At 31.5% G+C, this 16,118-nt stretch carries 16 protein-coding genes; 13 read left to right on the forward strand and 3 right to left on the reverse strand.

Going from position 1 to position 16,118, the window contains the following annotated elements; all coding sequences use genetic code 11:
- From AWN65_RS02900 to AWN65_RS02910, 3 genes are all read right to left on the reverse strand, one after another.
- Positions 1-2,169 (reverse strand): polyribonucleotide nucleotidyltransferase, encoded by a 2,169-nt coding sequence (locus AWN65_RS02900; protein WP_060381786.1) that lies wholly within the window; start codon positions 2,167-2,169, stop codon positions 1-3.
- 156 nt (positions 2,170-2,325) lie between these two features.
- Positions 2,326-2,595: a 30S ribosomal protein S15 gene (rpsO, locus tag AWN65_RS02905; protein ID WP_060381787.1), complete on the reverse strand. Its 270-nt coding sequence runs from the start codon at positions 2,593-2,595 to the stop codon at positions 2,326-2,328.
- Positions 2,596-2,698: 103 nt separating this feature from the next.
- Positions 2,699-3,154, reverse strand: coding sequence for a GAF domain-containing protein (locus tag AWN65_RS02910; protein WP_060381788.1), 456 nt, complete (start codon positions 3,152-3,154; stop codon positions 2,699-2,701).
- A 73-nt stretch (positions 3,155-3,227) separates the two neighbouring features.
- On the opposite strand from AWN65_RS02910, the gene xrtF reads away from it, so the two are divergent.
- The 13 genes from xrtF to AWN65_RS02975 all read left to right on the forward strand — a co-directional run bounded on the left by xrtF (position 3,228) and on the right by AWN65_RS02975 (position 16,118).
- The gene (gene xrtF, locus AWN65_RS02915) at positions 3,228-3,764 is read left to right on the forward strand and encodes an exosortase family protein XrtF (RefSeq protein ID WP_063744201.1); all 537 of its coding nucleotides are present in this window, start codon (positions 3,228-3,230) and stop codon (positions 3,762-3,764) included.
- Positions 3,742-4,191, forward strand: coding sequence for an exosortase F system-associated membrane protein (locus AWN65_RS02920; protein WP_060381789.1), 450 nt, complete (start codon positions 3,742-3,744; stop codon positions 4,189-4,191). Before xrtF ends, AWN65_RS02920 begins: the two co-directional genes overlap by 23 nt.
- Positions 4,192-4,239: 48 nt before the next feature.
- The gene (locus tag AWN65_RS02925) at positions 4,240-4,644 is read left to right on the forward strand and encodes an HYC_CC_PP family protein (RefSeq protein ID WP_063744093.1); all 405 of its coding nucleotides are present in this window, start codon (positions 4,240-4,242) and stop codon (positions 4,642-4,644) included.
- Between the two features lie 67 nt (positions 4,645-4,711).
- A complete protein-coding gene (locus AWN65_RS02930; RefSeq protein WP_060381791.1) occupies positions 4,712-6,712 on the forward strand; it encodes a TonB-dependent receptor plug domain-containing protein in 2,001 nt (666 codons plus the stop codon).
- Between the two features lie 53 nt (positions 6,713-6,765).
- Entirely contained in the window at positions 6,766-7,104 is a 339-nt protein-coding gene (locus AWN65_RS02935) for a heavy-metal-associated domain-containing protein (RefSeq protein ID WP_060381792.1), read from the forward strand.
- Between the two features lie 66 nt (positions 7,105-7,170).
- A complete protein-coding gene (locus AWN65_RS02940) occupies positions 7,171-7,488 on the forward strand; it encodes a hypothetical protein (RefSeq protein ID WP_060381793.1) in 318 nt (105 codons plus the stop codon).
- 61 nt (positions 7,489-7,549) lie between these two features.
- Positions 7,550-9,151, forward strand: a complete 1,602-nt coding sequence (locus AWN65_RS02945) for a SulP family inorganic anion transporter (RefSeq protein ID WP_060383806.1) — start codon at positions 7,550-7,552, stop codon at positions 9,149-9,151.
- A gap of 6 nt (positions 9,152-9,157) precedes the next feature.
- On the forward strand, positions 9,158-9,841 hold the full coding sequence (locus tag AWN65_RS02950) for a carbonic anhydrase family protein (RefSeq protein WP_060381794.1): 684 nt from the start codon (positions 9,158-9,160) through the stop codon (positions 9,839-9,841).
- Positions 9,842-9,846: 5 nt separating this feature from the next.
- Positions 9,847-10,482, forward strand: a complete 636-nt coding sequence (can, locus tag AWN65_RS02955) for a carbonate dehydratase (RefSeq protein WP_014166455.1) — start codon at positions 9,847-9,849, stop codon at positions 10,480-10,482.
- An 86-nt stretch (positions 10,483-10,568) separates the two neighbouring features.
- Entirely contained in the window at positions 10,569-11,246 is a 678-nt protein-coding gene (locus AWN65_RS02960; protein WP_060383807.1) for a DedA family protein, read from the forward strand.
- Between the two features lie 45 nt (positions 11,247-11,291).
- Positions 11,292-11,684, forward strand: a complete 393-nt coding sequence (locus AWN65_RS02965) for a hypothetical protein (protein ID WP_014166453.1) — start codon at positions 11,292-11,294, stop codon at positions 11,682-11,684.
- A 61-nt stretch (positions 11,685-11,745) separates the two neighbouring features.
- Positions 11,746-14,235 carry a YbcC family protein gene (locus tag AWN65_RS02970; protein WP_060381795.1) on the forward strand — a complete coding sequence of 830 codons (2,490 nt, stop codon included), beginning with the start codon at positions 11,746-11,748 and terminating at the stop codon, positions 14,233-14,235.
- Between the two features lie 11 nt (positions 14,236-14,246).
- Positions 14,247-16,118, forward strand: a complete 1,872-nt coding sequence (locus tag AWN65_RS02975) for a proton-conducting transporter transmembrane domain-containing protein (protein ID WP_060381796.1) — start codon at positions 14,247-14,249, stop codon at positions 16,116-16,118.

Consider the following 16,118-nt stretch of genomic DNA (forward strand, 5'->3'; position numbering starts at 1 on the left):
TTAACCTTGAGGGTTTGTTTTTTTATCATCTTTTTTTTCTTCACGGGGTGGGCGAGGAAGTAATTGTTTTCTTGAAACTTTTTCTTTTCTGTTTTTAGGGTCAATACCTAGGTATTTAACCATAAAAATATCTCCTAAGTTTATGATGTCGCTTGGTTTTTCGGTGCGCTCCCAAGCCAATTCAGAAACATGTAATAGGACTTCGTTACCAGGTGCTTTGGTGTATTCTACAACCGCGCCAAAGTCTAGCATTTTAGTTACTTTTACTTCGTAAGCTTCTCCTAATTGAGGTTTAAATACCATGGCTTCAATTTTAGCTAATACGGTTTCTATACCTGCTTGATTTGTTCCTAAAATTTCAACAATACCTTTATCTCCTTCTTCTGTTAGTACGATGGTTGTTTCAGTGATTTTTTGTAGTTCTTGAATGTTTTTGCCGCCAGGTCCAATAAACGCTCCAATCATACTGGCAGGTATTGAACTCATAATGATTTTAGGTGCTTTTGGTTTAACAGCGGCTCTTGGTTCAGAAATGGTTTCAATGATTTTATTTAAGATGTGCATACGTCCATCACGAGCTTGAGCTAATGCTTGTTCCATAATGTCGTAGCGTAGTCCATCAATTTTGATATCCATTTGACAGGCTGTGATGCCATCAGCTGTACCTGTTACTTTAAAATCCATATCACCTAAATGGTCTTCATCTCCTAAGATGTCTGATAATACGGCAAACTTTTCTCCGTCTGTAATGAGTCCCATTGCAATACCAGAAACAGGTTTAACCATTTGTATACCAGCATCCATTAATGCTAATGTTCCTGAACATACGGTTGCCATAGAAGAGGAACCGTTAGATTCTAAAACCTCTGATACAACACGAATGGTGTAAGGACAATCTGATGGAATCATGTTTTTTAGTGCACGTTGTGCTAAATTACCATGTCCTATTTCACGACGTGAAGTGCCTCTTAATGGTTTTGCTTCACCTGTAGAGAAAGGAGGGAAGTTGTAGTGTAAGTAAAAACGTTCTTCTCCTTGTTCAGAAGGTAGATCAATAATATTAGCTTCTCTAGAAGTGCCTAAAGTTACAGTAGCTAAAGCTTGTGTTTCGCCACGTGTAAAAATAGCGGAGCCGTGAGCAGATGGTAGATAGTCAATTTCAGACCAAATTGGACGAATTTCAGTTGTTTTACGACCATCTAAACGAATTCCTTTTTCAAGAATTACATTACGAACAGCTGCTTTTTGTGTTTTATAGATATATCTGTTTACTAATTCTTTTAAATCTTCGTTTTCAGTGTATTCTTCTTCTGAATACAAGGCTTTTACTTCCTCTGCAATAGTTGCAAATTTTTCACCTCTTTCGTGTTTTGCTGATGCTTCTTGAGCTACGGCATAAAATTGGTCATAACAAGCATCTTTTACTTTATTGTAAATAGCTTCGTCATTTTTTTCTGGTTCGTATTCACGATAGGTTAAAGTACCAATGGCCTCACGTAGTCTTTCTTGTGCTTCGATTTGAATTTTGATAGCTTCGTGAGCAAATTTGATGGCTTCTATCATTTCGGTTTCTGAAATTTCTTTCATTTCACCTTCTACCATACAAACGGAATCTTTAGAAGCACCAATCATCATGTCAATGTCTGATTTTTCGAGTTCTGTTCTGTTTGGATTGATAATTAGTTTTCCATCTACGCGTCCTACTCGAACTTCTGAAATAAAATTATAGAAAGGAATATCCGAAACGGCTAATGATGCGGATGCAGCTAAACCTGTTAAAGCATCTGGCATTACATTTTCATCATGAGACATTAATTGAATCATGATTTGAGTTTCAGCATGATAATCATCTGGGAAAAGCGGACGTAGTACGCGATCCACTAATCTCATTGTTAATATTTCGCTATCACTAGGACGTGCTTCTCTTTTAAAAAAGCCTCCAGGAAAACGACCTGCTGCCGCAAATTTTTCGCGATAATCTACAGTTAAAGGTAGAAAATCTACCCCAGGGTTGGCTGTTCTAGCAGATACAGCTGTTGCTAAAAGCATCGCGTCGCCCATTCGCACAACTACAGACCCATCGGCTTGCTTGGCTAATTTCCCAGTTTCGATTGTAATAGTTCTTCCATCTCCTAAATCGATAACTTCTTGAAATACTTTTGGGATCATAAAATCTTTTTTTGTTAAATTAAACAATGGGTTCTAGTTGTGTTGTTGATGTGTTGTTGTGTGTGTAGTTGTTTGAAACCCAATGAAAAACCAAACTTTAGTTTTGAAATATTTAAAAAATAAAAAGAGGCGCGCGGGCACCTCTTTTCTTTTGGATTATTTTCTGATGTTTAATTCTTTGATAATCGCACGGTATCTGTTAATCTCCTTGTTTTTTAAGTAGTCAAGAAGGGATCTTCTTTTACCTACTAACTTTACTAATGAGCGCTCAGTGTTGTAATCATGACGATTTTTCTTTAAGTGCTCAGTTAAGTGATTAATTCTGAAAGTAAATAATGCTATTTGACCTTCTGCAGAACCAGTGTTTTCAGCTTTTCCTCCGTGTTGAGCGAAGATTTCAGATTTTTTTTCTTTTGATAAATACATTCTAATATTATTTAAATGATTATTATGTAGACTGAGATATTCTCAATACGGGTGCAAAGTTAAAAATATTTATGAATTATAAATTATGATTTATGAATTATTTTTAAAAAAGTTTAGCAACTTCTGAAGTTACGAATTCTAAAAAGCGTTCGTCCGCTTCTGTAAAAGGGTCTATGACATGACTGTCAATATCTATTTGTCCAATGTTTATGCCATTTACAAATAAAGGAACAACAATTTCAGATTTTACGGTAAAACTGCAAGCTATGTAATTGTCTTGTGCTTTTACATCAGGTACTACAAAATTCTGATTAGATTCTGCTACTTGTCCGCAAATTCCTTTCCCAAAAGGAATAATAGTATGATCTGTTTCTGCTCCCGCATAAGGGCCTAAATGCAAGGTGCGTGTTTCATGATTAGCAAAGTAAAATCCAACCCAATTATAATAGGATATTTTATCTTGTAATAATTGACAGATGTTTAATAGTTTTTCATTTTTGGATAATGAATCATTTGCTATGATAGATATGATCTGTGGTTTTAGATTTTCGAATGGCATGATTTTTAAGTTTTTTGCAAATGTAAATGACTTGTTTTTTAAAAATTATATAAATTTGTTAAAAAATGATTTTTTGAAGACATTGTTAAAAGAATATCGCCCCTTTTTTCTTTTTTTAGGAAAATTTTTTGTTTCTTATTTGATGCTTACAATTCTTTATAGGCTTTATTTGTCAGGTTTTGTAAATCAGGTAGATGGTTTTACTGAAAATGTGTCTTATACAACGGGAAAAATATTAGTCTTTTTAGGTCAAAGAGTTCAAATTGTAGAAGACGCTCTGAATGAACAGTATCAGTTATATTTTAATGGGAAATATTTGGCTCGTATAATAGAAGGTTGTAATGCAATAAGTGTTATTATTCTTTTTGAATCTTTTGTAATCGCTTTTTCGACAAGTTTTAAAAAAACATTTATGTTCTTGTGGTTTGGAAGTGTTCTTATATATGTTGTCAATATTTTAAGAATCGTTTTATTAACGATTTTGTATGATCTTTATCCTGAATATGAACATTTTTTACATTCAGTATTGTTTCCTTTCATTATTTATGGTATAGTGTGTTTACTTTGGTTGTATTGGATAAAAAAATATGCGAAATATATTTCAAAATAAATATAAGATTGCAATAATTATTCTGTCAGTATTTGGTTTGATATTGATTAGGAATTATGAATCAAATTGGTTTTATGATCCTTTTATAGCGTATTTTAGAGGAGAATTTCAAGGAAGTTTATATCCAGAATATAGTTTGTTTAAGCTAGTGTTTAGTTGGTTGATTCGTTATAGCTTAAATACAGTATTAAGTTTGGTTATTTTGTATATGCTATTCCAAAAAAAATCGATCATTAAAATTTCAATTTTTCTTTATGTTGTTCTTTTCTTTTTTCTAGTTTCTTTAATTGTTTTAGTTTTAGAATTTTGTGATGAAACTTTTGTAATGACCTTGTTTTATATGCGTCGATTTCTAATTCAACCGTTGTTTTTAATTTTGTTTATTCCTGCTTTTTATTACCAAAAAAAGAATTTGGAAAATAATTAACATTTGTTTTAGAATTATGGATTGTAAATAATTAATATATTTGTGGTGATGAAACTCCGCCGTTTTATAAATATTTGTTTGGCTTTTCTTGTATTGATTTCTAATACAGGTTTTGCGATTAATGTCCATTATTGCGGTGAGGTAGTTGCAGCTGTTACTGTTGAACATGTTGAAAAACAAAGTGATTCAGATTGTTGTGAAAATAAAGTACAGATACAAGATTCTTGTTGTAAAGACAAAAAGGTTGAAATTAAAAAAACGACTTCAGAAAATGTTTTAATAAAATCATTTCAACTTAAAATTCCTTCTTTTGTTGTTTTAGAATCGTTCAAACTTATATTAAAGAGATATAAAGTAGCTTTAATAAAAAAAGACAATCTACTTGCTTATTATTGTGATACACATGCGCCACCGCTCTATAGATTATATTCTAGGCTAGTATTTTACGCTTAATTGAATTAGTGAAATTGGTTTTCGGAAATTTTTTCGATTGTAAATTTTTACTAATTTAATTAAAAAGATGAAATATAGCTATTTATTTATATGTTTGTTAGTTAGCACTGTACTACTCGGACAAGATGTAGACACTCTACAAACGATCACGGTTCAATCTAAGCGTGAAAAAATACAAAAATCATTACTAAAGCCCACTAATACCACCGTTTTGTCTAGTAAGGAGTTGTTAAAGGCAGCTTGTTGTAACCTAGCCGAAAGCTTTGAAACGAATCCTACTATTGATGTTAATTATTCAGATGCTCTGACGGGAACCAAGCAGATAAAAATGCTAGGATTAACTTCTCCTTATTTATTAATCACGGAAGAAAATATACCTTCTGTTCGGGGTGCTTCACAGGTATATGGTATGTCTTTTACTCCAGGAACTTGGGTAGAAAATATTCAAGTCACAAAAGGAGCAGGAAGTGTGATTAATGGATACGAAAGTATTTCGGGGCAAATAAATACAGAGTTGTTAAAGCCAGCTAAAGAAATACCTTTCTACTTGAATTTTTATGGTTCTACTGATTCTCGTTTTGAATTAAATACACATCTCACAGAAAAAATAGGCACTAAGTGGAGCACTCTTTTATTAACGCATTCTAATATGAGGGTATCTAAAATGGATATAAATGGAGATGGATTCTTGGATAATCCATTAGGTCGTCAAGTAAATGTGATGAATCGTTGGCAATATGCTAACGCTGAAACAGGGTGGGTGAGTTTTTTGAATTTTCGTTATATGAAAGATGAAAAATTAACAGGACAAATAGAGTTTAATCCGATGGTAGATAAATTGACTAAAAATAGATGGGGTTCAGAGATTAATACGGATCGGATGGATTTTTCTTCTAAAATTGGTTATGTATGGAGAGATGCTCCTTATCAAAGTATTGGTTTACAAAACGCATTTACAACACATAATCAAAATTCTTATTTTGGGTTACGAACTTATGATATAAAACAAAACAGTTTTTATTCTAATTTAATTTTCAATTCCATTATACAAAATACAAAGAACAAATTTGCCGTGGGTTTGAATTTTACTTCTGATGATTATAATGAATTTGTTTTGGGGAAAGATGTAAGTCGAAGAGATAATTCTATTGGAGCATTTTTTGAGTATACGTATGATAATATGGATAAATTTAGTATTATTTTAGGCGGACGTACAGATTATCATAATCGTTTAGGTTTTTTTATTACGCCTCGTGTTCATGCTCGTTATAATCCATGGAAAGATGCTGTTTTCAGAATTTCAATAGGAAGAGGGAAACGAGCAGCTAATGTTTTTGCCGAAAATCAAGTTCTTTTTGCAAGTAATAGAAACTTGAATGTTTTGGGAGATTCAGGTAAGATTTATGGTTTACACCCAGAAATAGCATGGAATTATGGCTTTGGGTTTTTACAGAAATTTAAATTTTTTGGGATGAATGCTGATGCTTCGGTCGATATTTATCGTACTGATTTTCAAAATCAGGTGGTGATAGATGTTTTGCAATCATATCAAGATGTGAATTTTTATAACCTAGAAGGACGTTCATTTGCCAATAGTTTTCAGACAGAATTTAATATAGAAATTATTAAACAATTAAACTTGCGTTCAGCATATAAATTATATGACATCGAAACAGATTATAAATTGGGTAGATACCAACGTCCTTTACAACCAAAACATCGTTTTTTCTTTAATATCGAGTATGCAACAAGGATGAAAGAAAAAGGAAAGCAATGGCGTTTTGATTTTACACTGAATTGGACAGGTAAGCAACAATTACCTAATACAAATCTAGAATTAACTTCATTTTCACCTGATTTTGTTGTAATGAATTCACAGATAACCCATACATTTTCTTCAGTCTTTGAGATATATACAGGAGTTGAAAATTTAAGTAACTATAAACAACAAAAGGCTATTGTAGGAGCAGAAAATCCATTTGGGGAAAATTTTGATAGTTCAGTAGTATACGCGCCCATTTTTGGACAAATGATTTATGCTGGCTTGCGTTTTAAAGTAAACAAATGATACTTTTATTGAATAATATTTAATACTTTTTAAAAATTTAATATTCTAAAAAAATGAAAAAAATAATTCTAATTTTAGCTGTATTGATGAGTATTTTGAGTTTTGCTCAAGAGAAAAAAAATAAAAAAGCAAAATACGATATAGAAGTAAATGGTAATTGCGAAATGTGTAAAAAACGAATAGAAAAAGCTGCTTTTTCTATTTCAGGAGTAAAAATGGCACAGTATACTATTGAAGGAAAAGTATTGCATTTAGTAATAAATGAAGAAAAATGCACATTGTTAGATGTGGAGAAAGCTATAGGGAAAATAGGTCATGACACTAAAAATGTAAAAGCAAGTCAAGAAGATTACGAAAAACTTCATGGTTGCTGTCAATATGAACGGAAATAAATAAAAAGCGTGTTAAAAAAAACTTATTAATTATAAAATGAATATTATATTTGGTATTTTAGCTCTATGAAACCATTAATTAAAATAGTGTTACTATTTTTATTCCTTTTTCAATTTACTCCAAGTGTTATTTCTTTGGTAGATAGAGAGAAGGGAGCTAAGTTATCATTGGTTTTACTAGAAGAAGAAGAGGAAGAAGAGTCTACTAAAGAATCTAAAGAAACTAAAGAAATTAAGGAAATAAAAACGGAATTTATTTCTTTTTTTATTGACTATCAAATAACTTCTAATTTTACAGATTTACAAAAAGTTGTAGATATGTATCTTTTGTTAGATTATACTACTGAATTTACATTGCAGATATTACCTCCTGAATGGATTTAAGGCAAAAATGAGTTGAGTGTTTTTTATGCTCAAATGTTTTATGGATTTAAATTTAATTAGGATGACAAAAAAAATAAATATTTTTGGAAACCTTGGTTCTGACTTGCCAGCAGGACTAGTGGTTTTCTTAGTAGCATTGCCTTTGTGTTTAGGTATTGCGTTAGCTTCTGGTGCGCCTCTTTTTGCAGGAATTATTTCGGGAGTAATAGGCGGTATAGTTGTAGGTTATTTGAGTAAATCACATTTGTCTGTATCAGGACCTGCAGCTGGTCTTACTGCAATTGTTTTAACTGCTATTTCGGATTTAGGATCATTTAATGTCTTTTTATTAGCTGTTTTTATAGCAGGAATCATTCAAATAATTTTAGGATTTCTAAAAGCTGGAGCTATATCTAATTATTTCCCTAATAATGTAATTGAAGGAATGTTAGCAGGTATAGGAGTTATTATATTTTTAAAACAATTGCCTCATGCCTTTGGTTATGATAAGGATTATGAAGGTGATTTAGCATTTTTGCAACCCGATGGAGAAAATACTTTTTCTGAATTATTTTCGGTTATAGGAAATATACATTTGGGAGCTACTCTAATAGCCATTATATCTTTGTCCATTTTAGTTTTATGGCCTAAAATACCCGTGTTAAAAGATTTGAAATTAGTGCCATCAGCTTTAGTTGCCGTAGTGGTAGGAATTATCCTAAACCAAGTTTTTGTAAGTTTGGGTTCTTCTTTAGCAGTTTTAGACGATCATTTAGTAAAATTACCTGTCCCAAAATCATTTGTAGAGTTTCAAGAGAGTTTTACAATGCCTGATTTTTCACAAATTTCAAATCAAAAAGTGTGGATTGTTGGTGTTACAATAGCAGTGGTTGCTTCTATAGAAACGTTGTTGTGTATTGAGGCAGCTGATAGAATGGATAAGCATAAAAGATATACAGATACCAATAACGAGTTGAAAGCACAAGGAATTGGTAATTTAGTGAGTGCTCTTTTGGGAGGTTTGCCTATGACATCTGTTGTAGTTCGTACGACAGCTAATGTTAATGCAGGCGGTGAAACTAAAATGGCAGCCATTTTTCATGGGGTTTTGCTAATTGTTTGTGCGGTAGCCATACCTTCTGTTCTTAATAAAATTCCATTAGCTACTTTGGCAGCAGTTTTACTATTAGTGGGGTATAAATTGGCCAATCCTAAAGTAATCAAACATTTTTATGAACGAGGGAAGTATCAGTTCATTCCTTTTATTGCAACTATGATTGGAGTGGTGTTTACAGATTTACTAAAAGGAGTAGCATTAGGTTTAATAATAAGTGTGATTTTTATCTTAAAAGGAAATATGAAACGTGCTTATAATTTTAGAAAAGAAAATTATAAAGAAGGTGATTTTATTCATATTGATCTAGCGCAAGAAGTTTCCTTTTTAAATAAAGCGGCTATTAAATTAACTCTAGCTTCTATTCCTGAAAAATCTTCGGTAGTTATTAATGCGTCAGACACAGTATACATAGCACATGATGTATTGGATTTGATTAAAGAATTTAAGAAAGTTAGAGCTAAAGAAGAAAATATTAAGGTAAAATTGATTGGTTTTAAAGAAGCGTATGAATTAGAAAATACAGGAGAGGAAGAAAAACATATTTATGTAGAACACACAACTAAATGAGGTATCATGAGAACTTTAAATAAAGAATTACAGTCACAAATAAGTCCAAAGAACGCTTTAGAAATATTAAAAGAAGGAAATCAACGATTTGTAAAAAATCTAAAGATTCATAGGGATTTATTAGAACAAGTAAATGATACACGAGACGGACAATGGCCTTTTGCCACCATTTTGAGTTGTATAGATAGTCGTACTTCAGCAGAGTTAATCTTTGATCAGGGATTAGGAGATGTTTTTTCGGTAAGAATTGCAGGAAATGTAATAAATACGGATATTTTAGGGAGTATGGAATTTGCCTGTAAAATAGCAGGGTCTAAACTAATAGTGGTACTAGGACATACTAAATGCGGTGCTGTGAAAGGAGCTTGTGATCATGTAGAAATGGGAAACTTAACAGAACTCCTTTCTAAATTGCAACCAGCAGTATATGAAGAACGTATGACAAAAGAAAATAGGACTTCAGACAATAGTACATTTGTAGAAAATGTAGCGCAAATTAATGTGAAGAGAACCGTCAAGTCAATTTTACAAAGAAGTTACATTTTAGAACAAATGGTAGAAAATGGAGAAATAGGAATTATAGGCGGGATGTATAACATAGAAACAGGTTTAGTTGAGTTTTATGAAGACTACGCTTTTATAAAATCCGATTTAGATACTAATTTTAATCTAAAAGAATTAATTAAATAAAAAAAATGAGTGATTTCTATAAAAAATTATTAGATAATAATAAAAAGTGGGTAGATACAAAATTAAATCAAGATCCCAATTTTTTCAAAGATTTAGCAAAAGGACAAAATCCCCCTTTATTATGGATAGGTTGCTCAGATAGCCGTGTACCCGCTAATGAAATTACAGGAACTAAATCAGGTGAGGTTTTTGTACACCGTAACATAGCTAATATGGTGGTACATACAGATATGAATATGTTAAGTGTTCTAGATTATGCTGTCAATGTATTAAAAGTGCGTCATGTAATTGTTTGTGGTCATTATGGATGCGGAGGAGTAAAAGCAGCCATGGGAAATACCTCTTTTGGTATTATTGATAACTGGATACGACACATAAAGGATATTTATCGTTTTAATAAAGAAAAACTTAACTCTATAGAAAATGAAGAAGAACGCTTCAATAGATTTGTAGAACTTAATGTCAAGGAACAAGTATTAAACTTAGCGAAAACGTCTATTGTACAAACAGCGTGGAAAAACGGACAAGAATTGTTTTTACATGGTTGGGTGTATGGCTTGAATTCAGGATACGTAACAGATTTACAAGTAAATTTTTCTTGTAATTCTGATTTACATGAAATGTATCAACTGGATGTTTAATCATTTTTATGATTAATTTAATGAATAAAATAAGGGTGATTGTGCTAAAAATAGTACCTTCGCCCTTTTAAATGCCTAAAAAAATTATGAAAGAGTTCAATTGGTTGCAATTACTAAATCCAGAATTTTATATTCTATTAGAATTTGGTGGAATTAAAATAGGATTAATTGTCGTTTTATTTATCGTTTTTGCTGAAACAGGATTGTTAGCTGGTTTCTTTTTGCCTGGAGATAGTTTGCTTTTCCTTGCAGGAATTTATAGCGAAACATTGATGAGTCAGACATCTTTGGGGAATGACTTTATGAATGTATCTGTTTTTGCTTTCTTAGTTGGACTTATGGGACTTATTGGAAATATGACTGGTTACTGGTTTGGGGCTAAAAGCGGAAATTATTTATATAACCAGAAAGATACATTTTTTTTCAAGAAAAAATATCTATACCAAGCAAGAGAATTTTTTGATAAATATGGCAATCGAGCCATTGTATTTGCTCGTTTCCTACCTATTGTTAGAACCTTTGCTCCTGTGGTAGCGGGTATCGTTGAAATGGATAAAAAGAAATTTATGTTCTACAATATACTAGGATCTTTTTTATGGGCTTTTTCCATGATTTTTGCAGGACACTATCTTCATACATTATTTTTACAAAGTTTTGGTATAGATCTAAAACATTATATAGAGTTCATAGTAATAGGAATTGTAGCTTTTACCACTTTACCTGTTTTATGGAAAATATTTAAAAAGAAAGTACATATTGAATAAAAAACTATTAATTTTGACTTTGTTAGATTAAATAAAAAACACTCGATGTTTAAGATACTAAATAATAAAAAAGTTTTTGAAAAAAAGGGATGGATTTCATTCCTTTTGGCTTTTTTGTTATTATTATCAATATCAGGTAAAAGTTTCTCTAATGCTGAGAATTTTTTAAAAATTCCAGTAAAAATAGATAAAGAAAAGAATTCTTCTAAATCAAAAATTATTTCTGTTAACCAGAGCTTAGACGATGAAGAATTAACAGAATTAGACCTTGAAGATGATAACATTGAGGAATTTATTTTCTCTAAAGAATATGTTTTTTCGCTTCAGTTACTTTTATTAAAAAAAGACTACAATGCAATAGGTTATAAGAGTTTTAAACTCATATACAATCAACCCCTATATATACTCTACTGTAACTGGAAATACGATCTAGTTTAATTAATTCCTTAAGCGATGTATTCACATCAAAATAGAGGTATTAATTAAATATTTCCTAAAAATGAATTTAACGAATCAGCGATTCGTGGAGCATGATGTACTTCACGAACTATCGCATTACTTACCTGCGCAAAATCCATTAAAAGACTTTGTGCACCACAATACTTTGCATGCTTTTCAAAAACAATCTTTTTTTGATGCTTTACATCAAGCATCTACAGTATTTGGTTATAAAACCTATTTATCATTAGCTGAATTCAGAGCCAAATACGCTAATGGTGAAATTTCGAAAGAAATTCTAAAAAAAGTAGTATACGATCGGAAACTAGAATATTCATATAAGTTATGGGAGCATAAAGTATTAAATGAAATTTATGATGAATCCTTATCTTCAAGAATAGGTAGTGTTCGCTCTCTATGGAAAGAACACTATGCCATGAATTTAGACAAAGCAACACACGGAATCTTGTTTAGAGTATTATGTAGTTACCTAGATCAAGGAATTTCAGTATGGCCTTTTCCTGTTCATGATAAAGGATTTTTAGCTTCTATAAAAGAATTAGATAAAAATGGAATCACCGGTTTCTTTAAAACGCCAAGAGCAAAAGCATTATTACAAAGTGAAATTAGTATAGAAGAATTATTGCATATTATAGTGGGTAATGAGGCTTATTATACCCATTATTTGTTTGATCAACAATTTTCACATCCAGGTTGGAGTGGTATGGTGGCAACATTGGAGCAAAATCCTGTTTCATTATTAGCCAAAAAGAGGATTACATTACAAGAACTTATAAAGTTTGAATTGCTATTAGAAATAGATGTTTTAGATCAAAAATTTGGCAAAAATTGGAAACCAATTGCTTACAATTTACAAGAACCACTTGAAGATATTTTTTCAGCTCCTGAGTATTCTGAATATTTTGAAGTATTATCTATATGGCAAGAAGCTTTTGAATGGAGTTTTTATAACCAAGCATTATTAGGGATACAACAAACGAGTACCCAAATACGACCTAAAAAACAAACGAGTTTTCAAGCCATGTTTTGTATGGATGATAGAGAATGCTCTTTTAGACGATATATAGAAGAAGAAGATCCTAATGCTCAAACCTTTGGTACAGCAGCCTTCTTTAATTTTGAATTTTTTTATCAACCAATACAAGGGAAATTTTTTACAAAGCTTTGTCCAGCTCCAGTAACACCTAAATATTTGATAAAAGAATTACCCAGAAAGAAAAAACATGCTACAGATCTTCATTATCACAAGCGTACACATTCTTTGTTATTTGGATGGTTAATAAGCCAATCCTTAGGTTTTGCGTCAGCTTTTAAATTATTTTTGAATATTTTTAAACCCACCATTACCCCTGCAACATCAGCTTCATTTAAACATTTAAATCCAAAATCACAATTAGTAATTGAAAACGATAATGGGGTGCAACAAGATGGGTTACAAGTAGGTTTTACAGTAGAAGAAATGGCTACTCGTGTAGAAGGATTGCTTAGATCTATAGGTCTTGTAAAAAATTTTGCTCCCATAGTATATGTAGTAGGGCATGGTGCCACTAGTGTAAATAATACGCATTTTGCAGGTTATGACTGTGGTGCTTGTAGCGGAAGACCAAGTTCCGTAAATGCCAAAGTCTTATCTTTTGCAGCCAATCATCCTGAAGTACGCATTCTTTTATCAAAAAAAGGAATAAAGATTCCTAATACTACTCAATTCTTGCCAGCACTACATGATACAACTCGTGATGAAATTGAGTTTTATGATGAAAAAGTATTGACCCAAATCAATTTAGATATTCACATCCAGAACAAAAAAACTTTTGAAAAAGCTTTGGATAAAAATGCTGTTGAGCGTTCTCGTCGTTTTGAAATCATAACCAAATCAGATGATTTTAAAAAAGTACATAATTCCGTTAAACGTCGTTCCGTTTCTTTATTCGAACCACGTCCAGAACTCAATCATGCTACCAATGCCATGTGTATAGTGGGGAGAAGAACAGTATCTGAACAATTATTCTTAGATAGACGTTCCTTTTTAAATTCTTTTGATTATGAAGTAGATCCTAAAGGCGATTATTTGGCGGGAATATTAAATGCAGTAGCTCCAGTAGGAGGAGGTATTAATCTAGAATATTATTTTTCTAGAGTAGACAATCATAAGCTAGGAGCAGGATCTAAACTGCCTCATAATGTTATGGGATTAATAGGTGTTGCTAACGGAATTGATGGTGATTTACGTCCTGGACTACCCAATCAAATGATTGAAGTACACGACCCTGTTCGATTGTTAGTAGTTGTGGAACATTTTCCAGAAGTGGTAAAATATGCAATTACTAAAAATTCAGCTACTTATGAATGGTTTTATAATGAATGGGTTAATCTAGTTGTATTGCATCCAGAAACGAAACAACTTTTCCGATTTATTAAAGGCAGTTTTGAGTTATATAAACCTCTAAAGGTTGCATTAGGTGATATTCAGGACATACTTAAATATACACAAACTAGTATGGATAATTTAAAAGTAGGTATTATTAAATAAGAGGAACGGATATGTGGAATGAAATTTTAATAGCATTTGTGTTAATCCCTTTTGCTGGTTTTTTTATTAGTTTTTGGTTGCCTGAAAAAAAAGAATCAGGGTTATCTAGAGCCGCTTTAGGTACCGTTTTAGTTCAATTGTTTTCCTTGATAGTATTCTTGTTTTATTGGATATTAAAGGGCGCTAAACCATTTAATCTTTTTGAAGTAAGTTTAGTAAAAACAAATCATTATGAGTTTTTTATTGATTTCTTTTTTGATAAAGTAACCGCTGTTTATCTATTCGTAGGAGCCTTGTTAATTTCAATGGTTACCACCTATAGTCGTTACTATTTACATCGGGAAAAAGGATATAAGCGTTTTTTTATAACGGTTTTATTTTTCTTTTTTGGATATAATTTAGCTGTTTTATCAGGGAATTTTGAAACCTTATTTATAGGTTGGGAAATTATAGGAATTTCCTCCTTTTTATTGATTGCATTTTACAGAGAACGTTATTTACCGGTAAAGAATGCGTTTAAGGTATTTTCTATTTATCGAATAGGAGACGTTGGCTTATTGTTAGCCATGTGGGCAAGTCATCACTTGTTTCATGAAAATATTACCTTTATGAAGATGTATAATTATGAGTTAGTAAGCGAACATCTTCAAACGCATTCTTTTATTGGCGTTTTTATTGGTTTATGTTTAGTATGTGCAGCAGCTGTTAAATCAGCCCAAGTCCCTTTTTCTTCTTGGCTGCCTCGTGCTATGGAAGGGCCTACTCCGTCAAGTGCTATTTTTTATGGTTCCTTATCCGTGCATTTAGGCGTATTCCTTATGTTACGAACTCATCCTTTTTGGGAACATCAAACTTCGTTACGAATTGCTATTGGAGTAATGGGAGCCCTGACTAGCTTAGTAGCCACTTTTATGGCTCGAGTTCAGTCTTCTGTAAAAAGCCAAATTGCTTATAGCTCCATTTCTCAAATAGGATTAATTTTTATAGAAATAGCTCTTGGGTTAGATACTTTGGCCTTATTGCACTTTGCAGGCAATGCTTTTTTAAGAACCTATCAACTTTTGGTTTCTCCGTCTGTTGTAAGTTATCTTATAAGAGAACAATTTTATCATTACGAACCCGTAGAACACACATTTGAAGACTCTTTACCTAAACGTTTAGAATATGCACTCTATATATTAAGTATTAAAGAGTTTAATTTGGAAAAAATAGTAAATTTATTTCTATGGAAACCCCTTAAATTCATTGGTAAATTTTTGAATTTCTTGAACTTAAAAAGAATATTTCTTCTTTTTGTGCCAATTTATATAGGAGGTATACTATTACTAAAAAGCAAGATCCATTTATTAGAACAAGTAAATAATAGATTGCCTGAATTTTTTGCTTTTATAGGTTTAATCTCAGTTTTTAAATCATTTTCAGAACGAAAAAGCCCTTTTGTAGCTTGGGTTTTGATAATATTTAATCACTTTTGGATTGTTTTAGCTATTCTATTTAATGAAAAAGTTGATTTTTATGAAATTTCTCTATATCTCACAGGAATAATAATGGCTGGGATATTAGGATATATAGCACTTGTAAAATTAAGTAAAATAGAAAGTAAAACCTCATTAAATCAATATTTAGGACATGTATATGAACATCCCAAATATGCCTTTTTCTTTTTAGTTGCAGCTCTTGGTGTAACAGGTTTTCCCATTACGACTACTTTTATAGGTGAAGACCTATTGTTTAGTCATATAGAAAGTGATCAAGTAATACTTGCCTTTTTTATAGCCAGTAGTTTTGTGGTTTCAGGAATTGCAGGAGTACGTATTTATACACGATTATTTTTAGGACCACACGTAAAAACATATCATGAATTACCTTATAAATCTTCTTAA

The sequence above is a fragment of the Flavobacterium covae genome (genome assembly GCF_001534645.1).
Classification (GTDB): domain Bacteria; phylum Bacteroidota; class Bacteroidia; order Flavobacteriales; family Flavobacteriaceae; genus Flavobacterium; species Flavobacterium covae.

Coding starts and splice junctions, on each gene's coding strand:
- AWN65_RS02900 (WP_060381786.1), bottom strand. CDS start 2,169: ATGATCCCAAAAGTATTTCAAGAAGTTATCGATTTAGGAGATGGAAGA.
- rpsO (WP_060381787.1), bottom strand. CDS start 2,595: ATGTATTTATCAAAAGAAAAAAAATCTGAAATCTTCGCTCAACACGGA.
- AWN65_RS02910 (WP_060381788.1), bottom strand. CDS start 3,154: ATGCCATTCGAAAATCTAAAACCACAGATCATATCTATCATAGCAAAT.
- AWN65_RS02920 (WP_060381789.1), top strand. CDS start 3,742: ATGCGAAATATATTTCAAAATAAATATAAGATTGCAATAATTATTCTG.
- AWN65_RS02925 (WP_063744093.1), top strand. CDS start 4,240: ATGAAACTCCGCCGTTTTATAAATATTTGTTTGGCTTTTCTTGTATTG.
- AWN65_RS02930 (WP_060381791.1), top strand. CDS start 4,712: ATGAAATATAGCTATTTATTTATATGTTTGTTAGTTAGCACTGTACTA.
- AWN65_RS02935 (WP_060381792.1), top strand. CDS start 6,766: ATGAAAAAAATAATTCTAATTTTAGCTGTATTGATGAGTATTTTGAGT.
- AWN65_RS02940 (WP_060381793.1), top strand. CDS start 7,171: ATGAAACCATTAATTAAAATAGTGTTACTATTTTTATTCCTTTTTCAA.
- AWN65_RS02945 (WP_060383806.1), top strand. CDS start 7,550: ATGACAAAAAAAATAAATATTTTTGGAAACCTTGGTTCTGACTTGCCA.
- AWN65_RS02950 (WP_060381794.1), top strand. CDS start 9,158: ATGAGAACTTTAAATAAAGAATTACAGTCACAAATAAGTCCAAAGAAC.
- can (WP_014166455.1), top strand. CDS start 9,847: ATGAGTGATTTCTATAAAAAATTATTAGATAATAATAAAAAGTGGGTA.
- AWN65_RS02960 (WP_060383807.1), top strand. CDS start 10,569: ATGAAAGAGTTCAATTGGTTGCAATTACTAAATCCAGAATTTTATATT.
- AWN65_RS02965 (WP_014166453.1), top strand. CDS start 11,292: ATGTTTAAGATACTAAATAATAAAAAAGTTTTTGAAAAAAAGGGATGG.
- AWN65_RS02970 (WP_060381795.1), top strand. CDS start 11,746: ATGAATTTAACGAATCAGCGATTCGTGGAGCATGATGTACTTCACGAA.
- AWN65_RS02975 (WP_060381796.1), top strand. CDS start 14,247: ATGTGGAATGAAATTTTAATAGCATTTGTGTTAATCCCTTTTGCTGGT.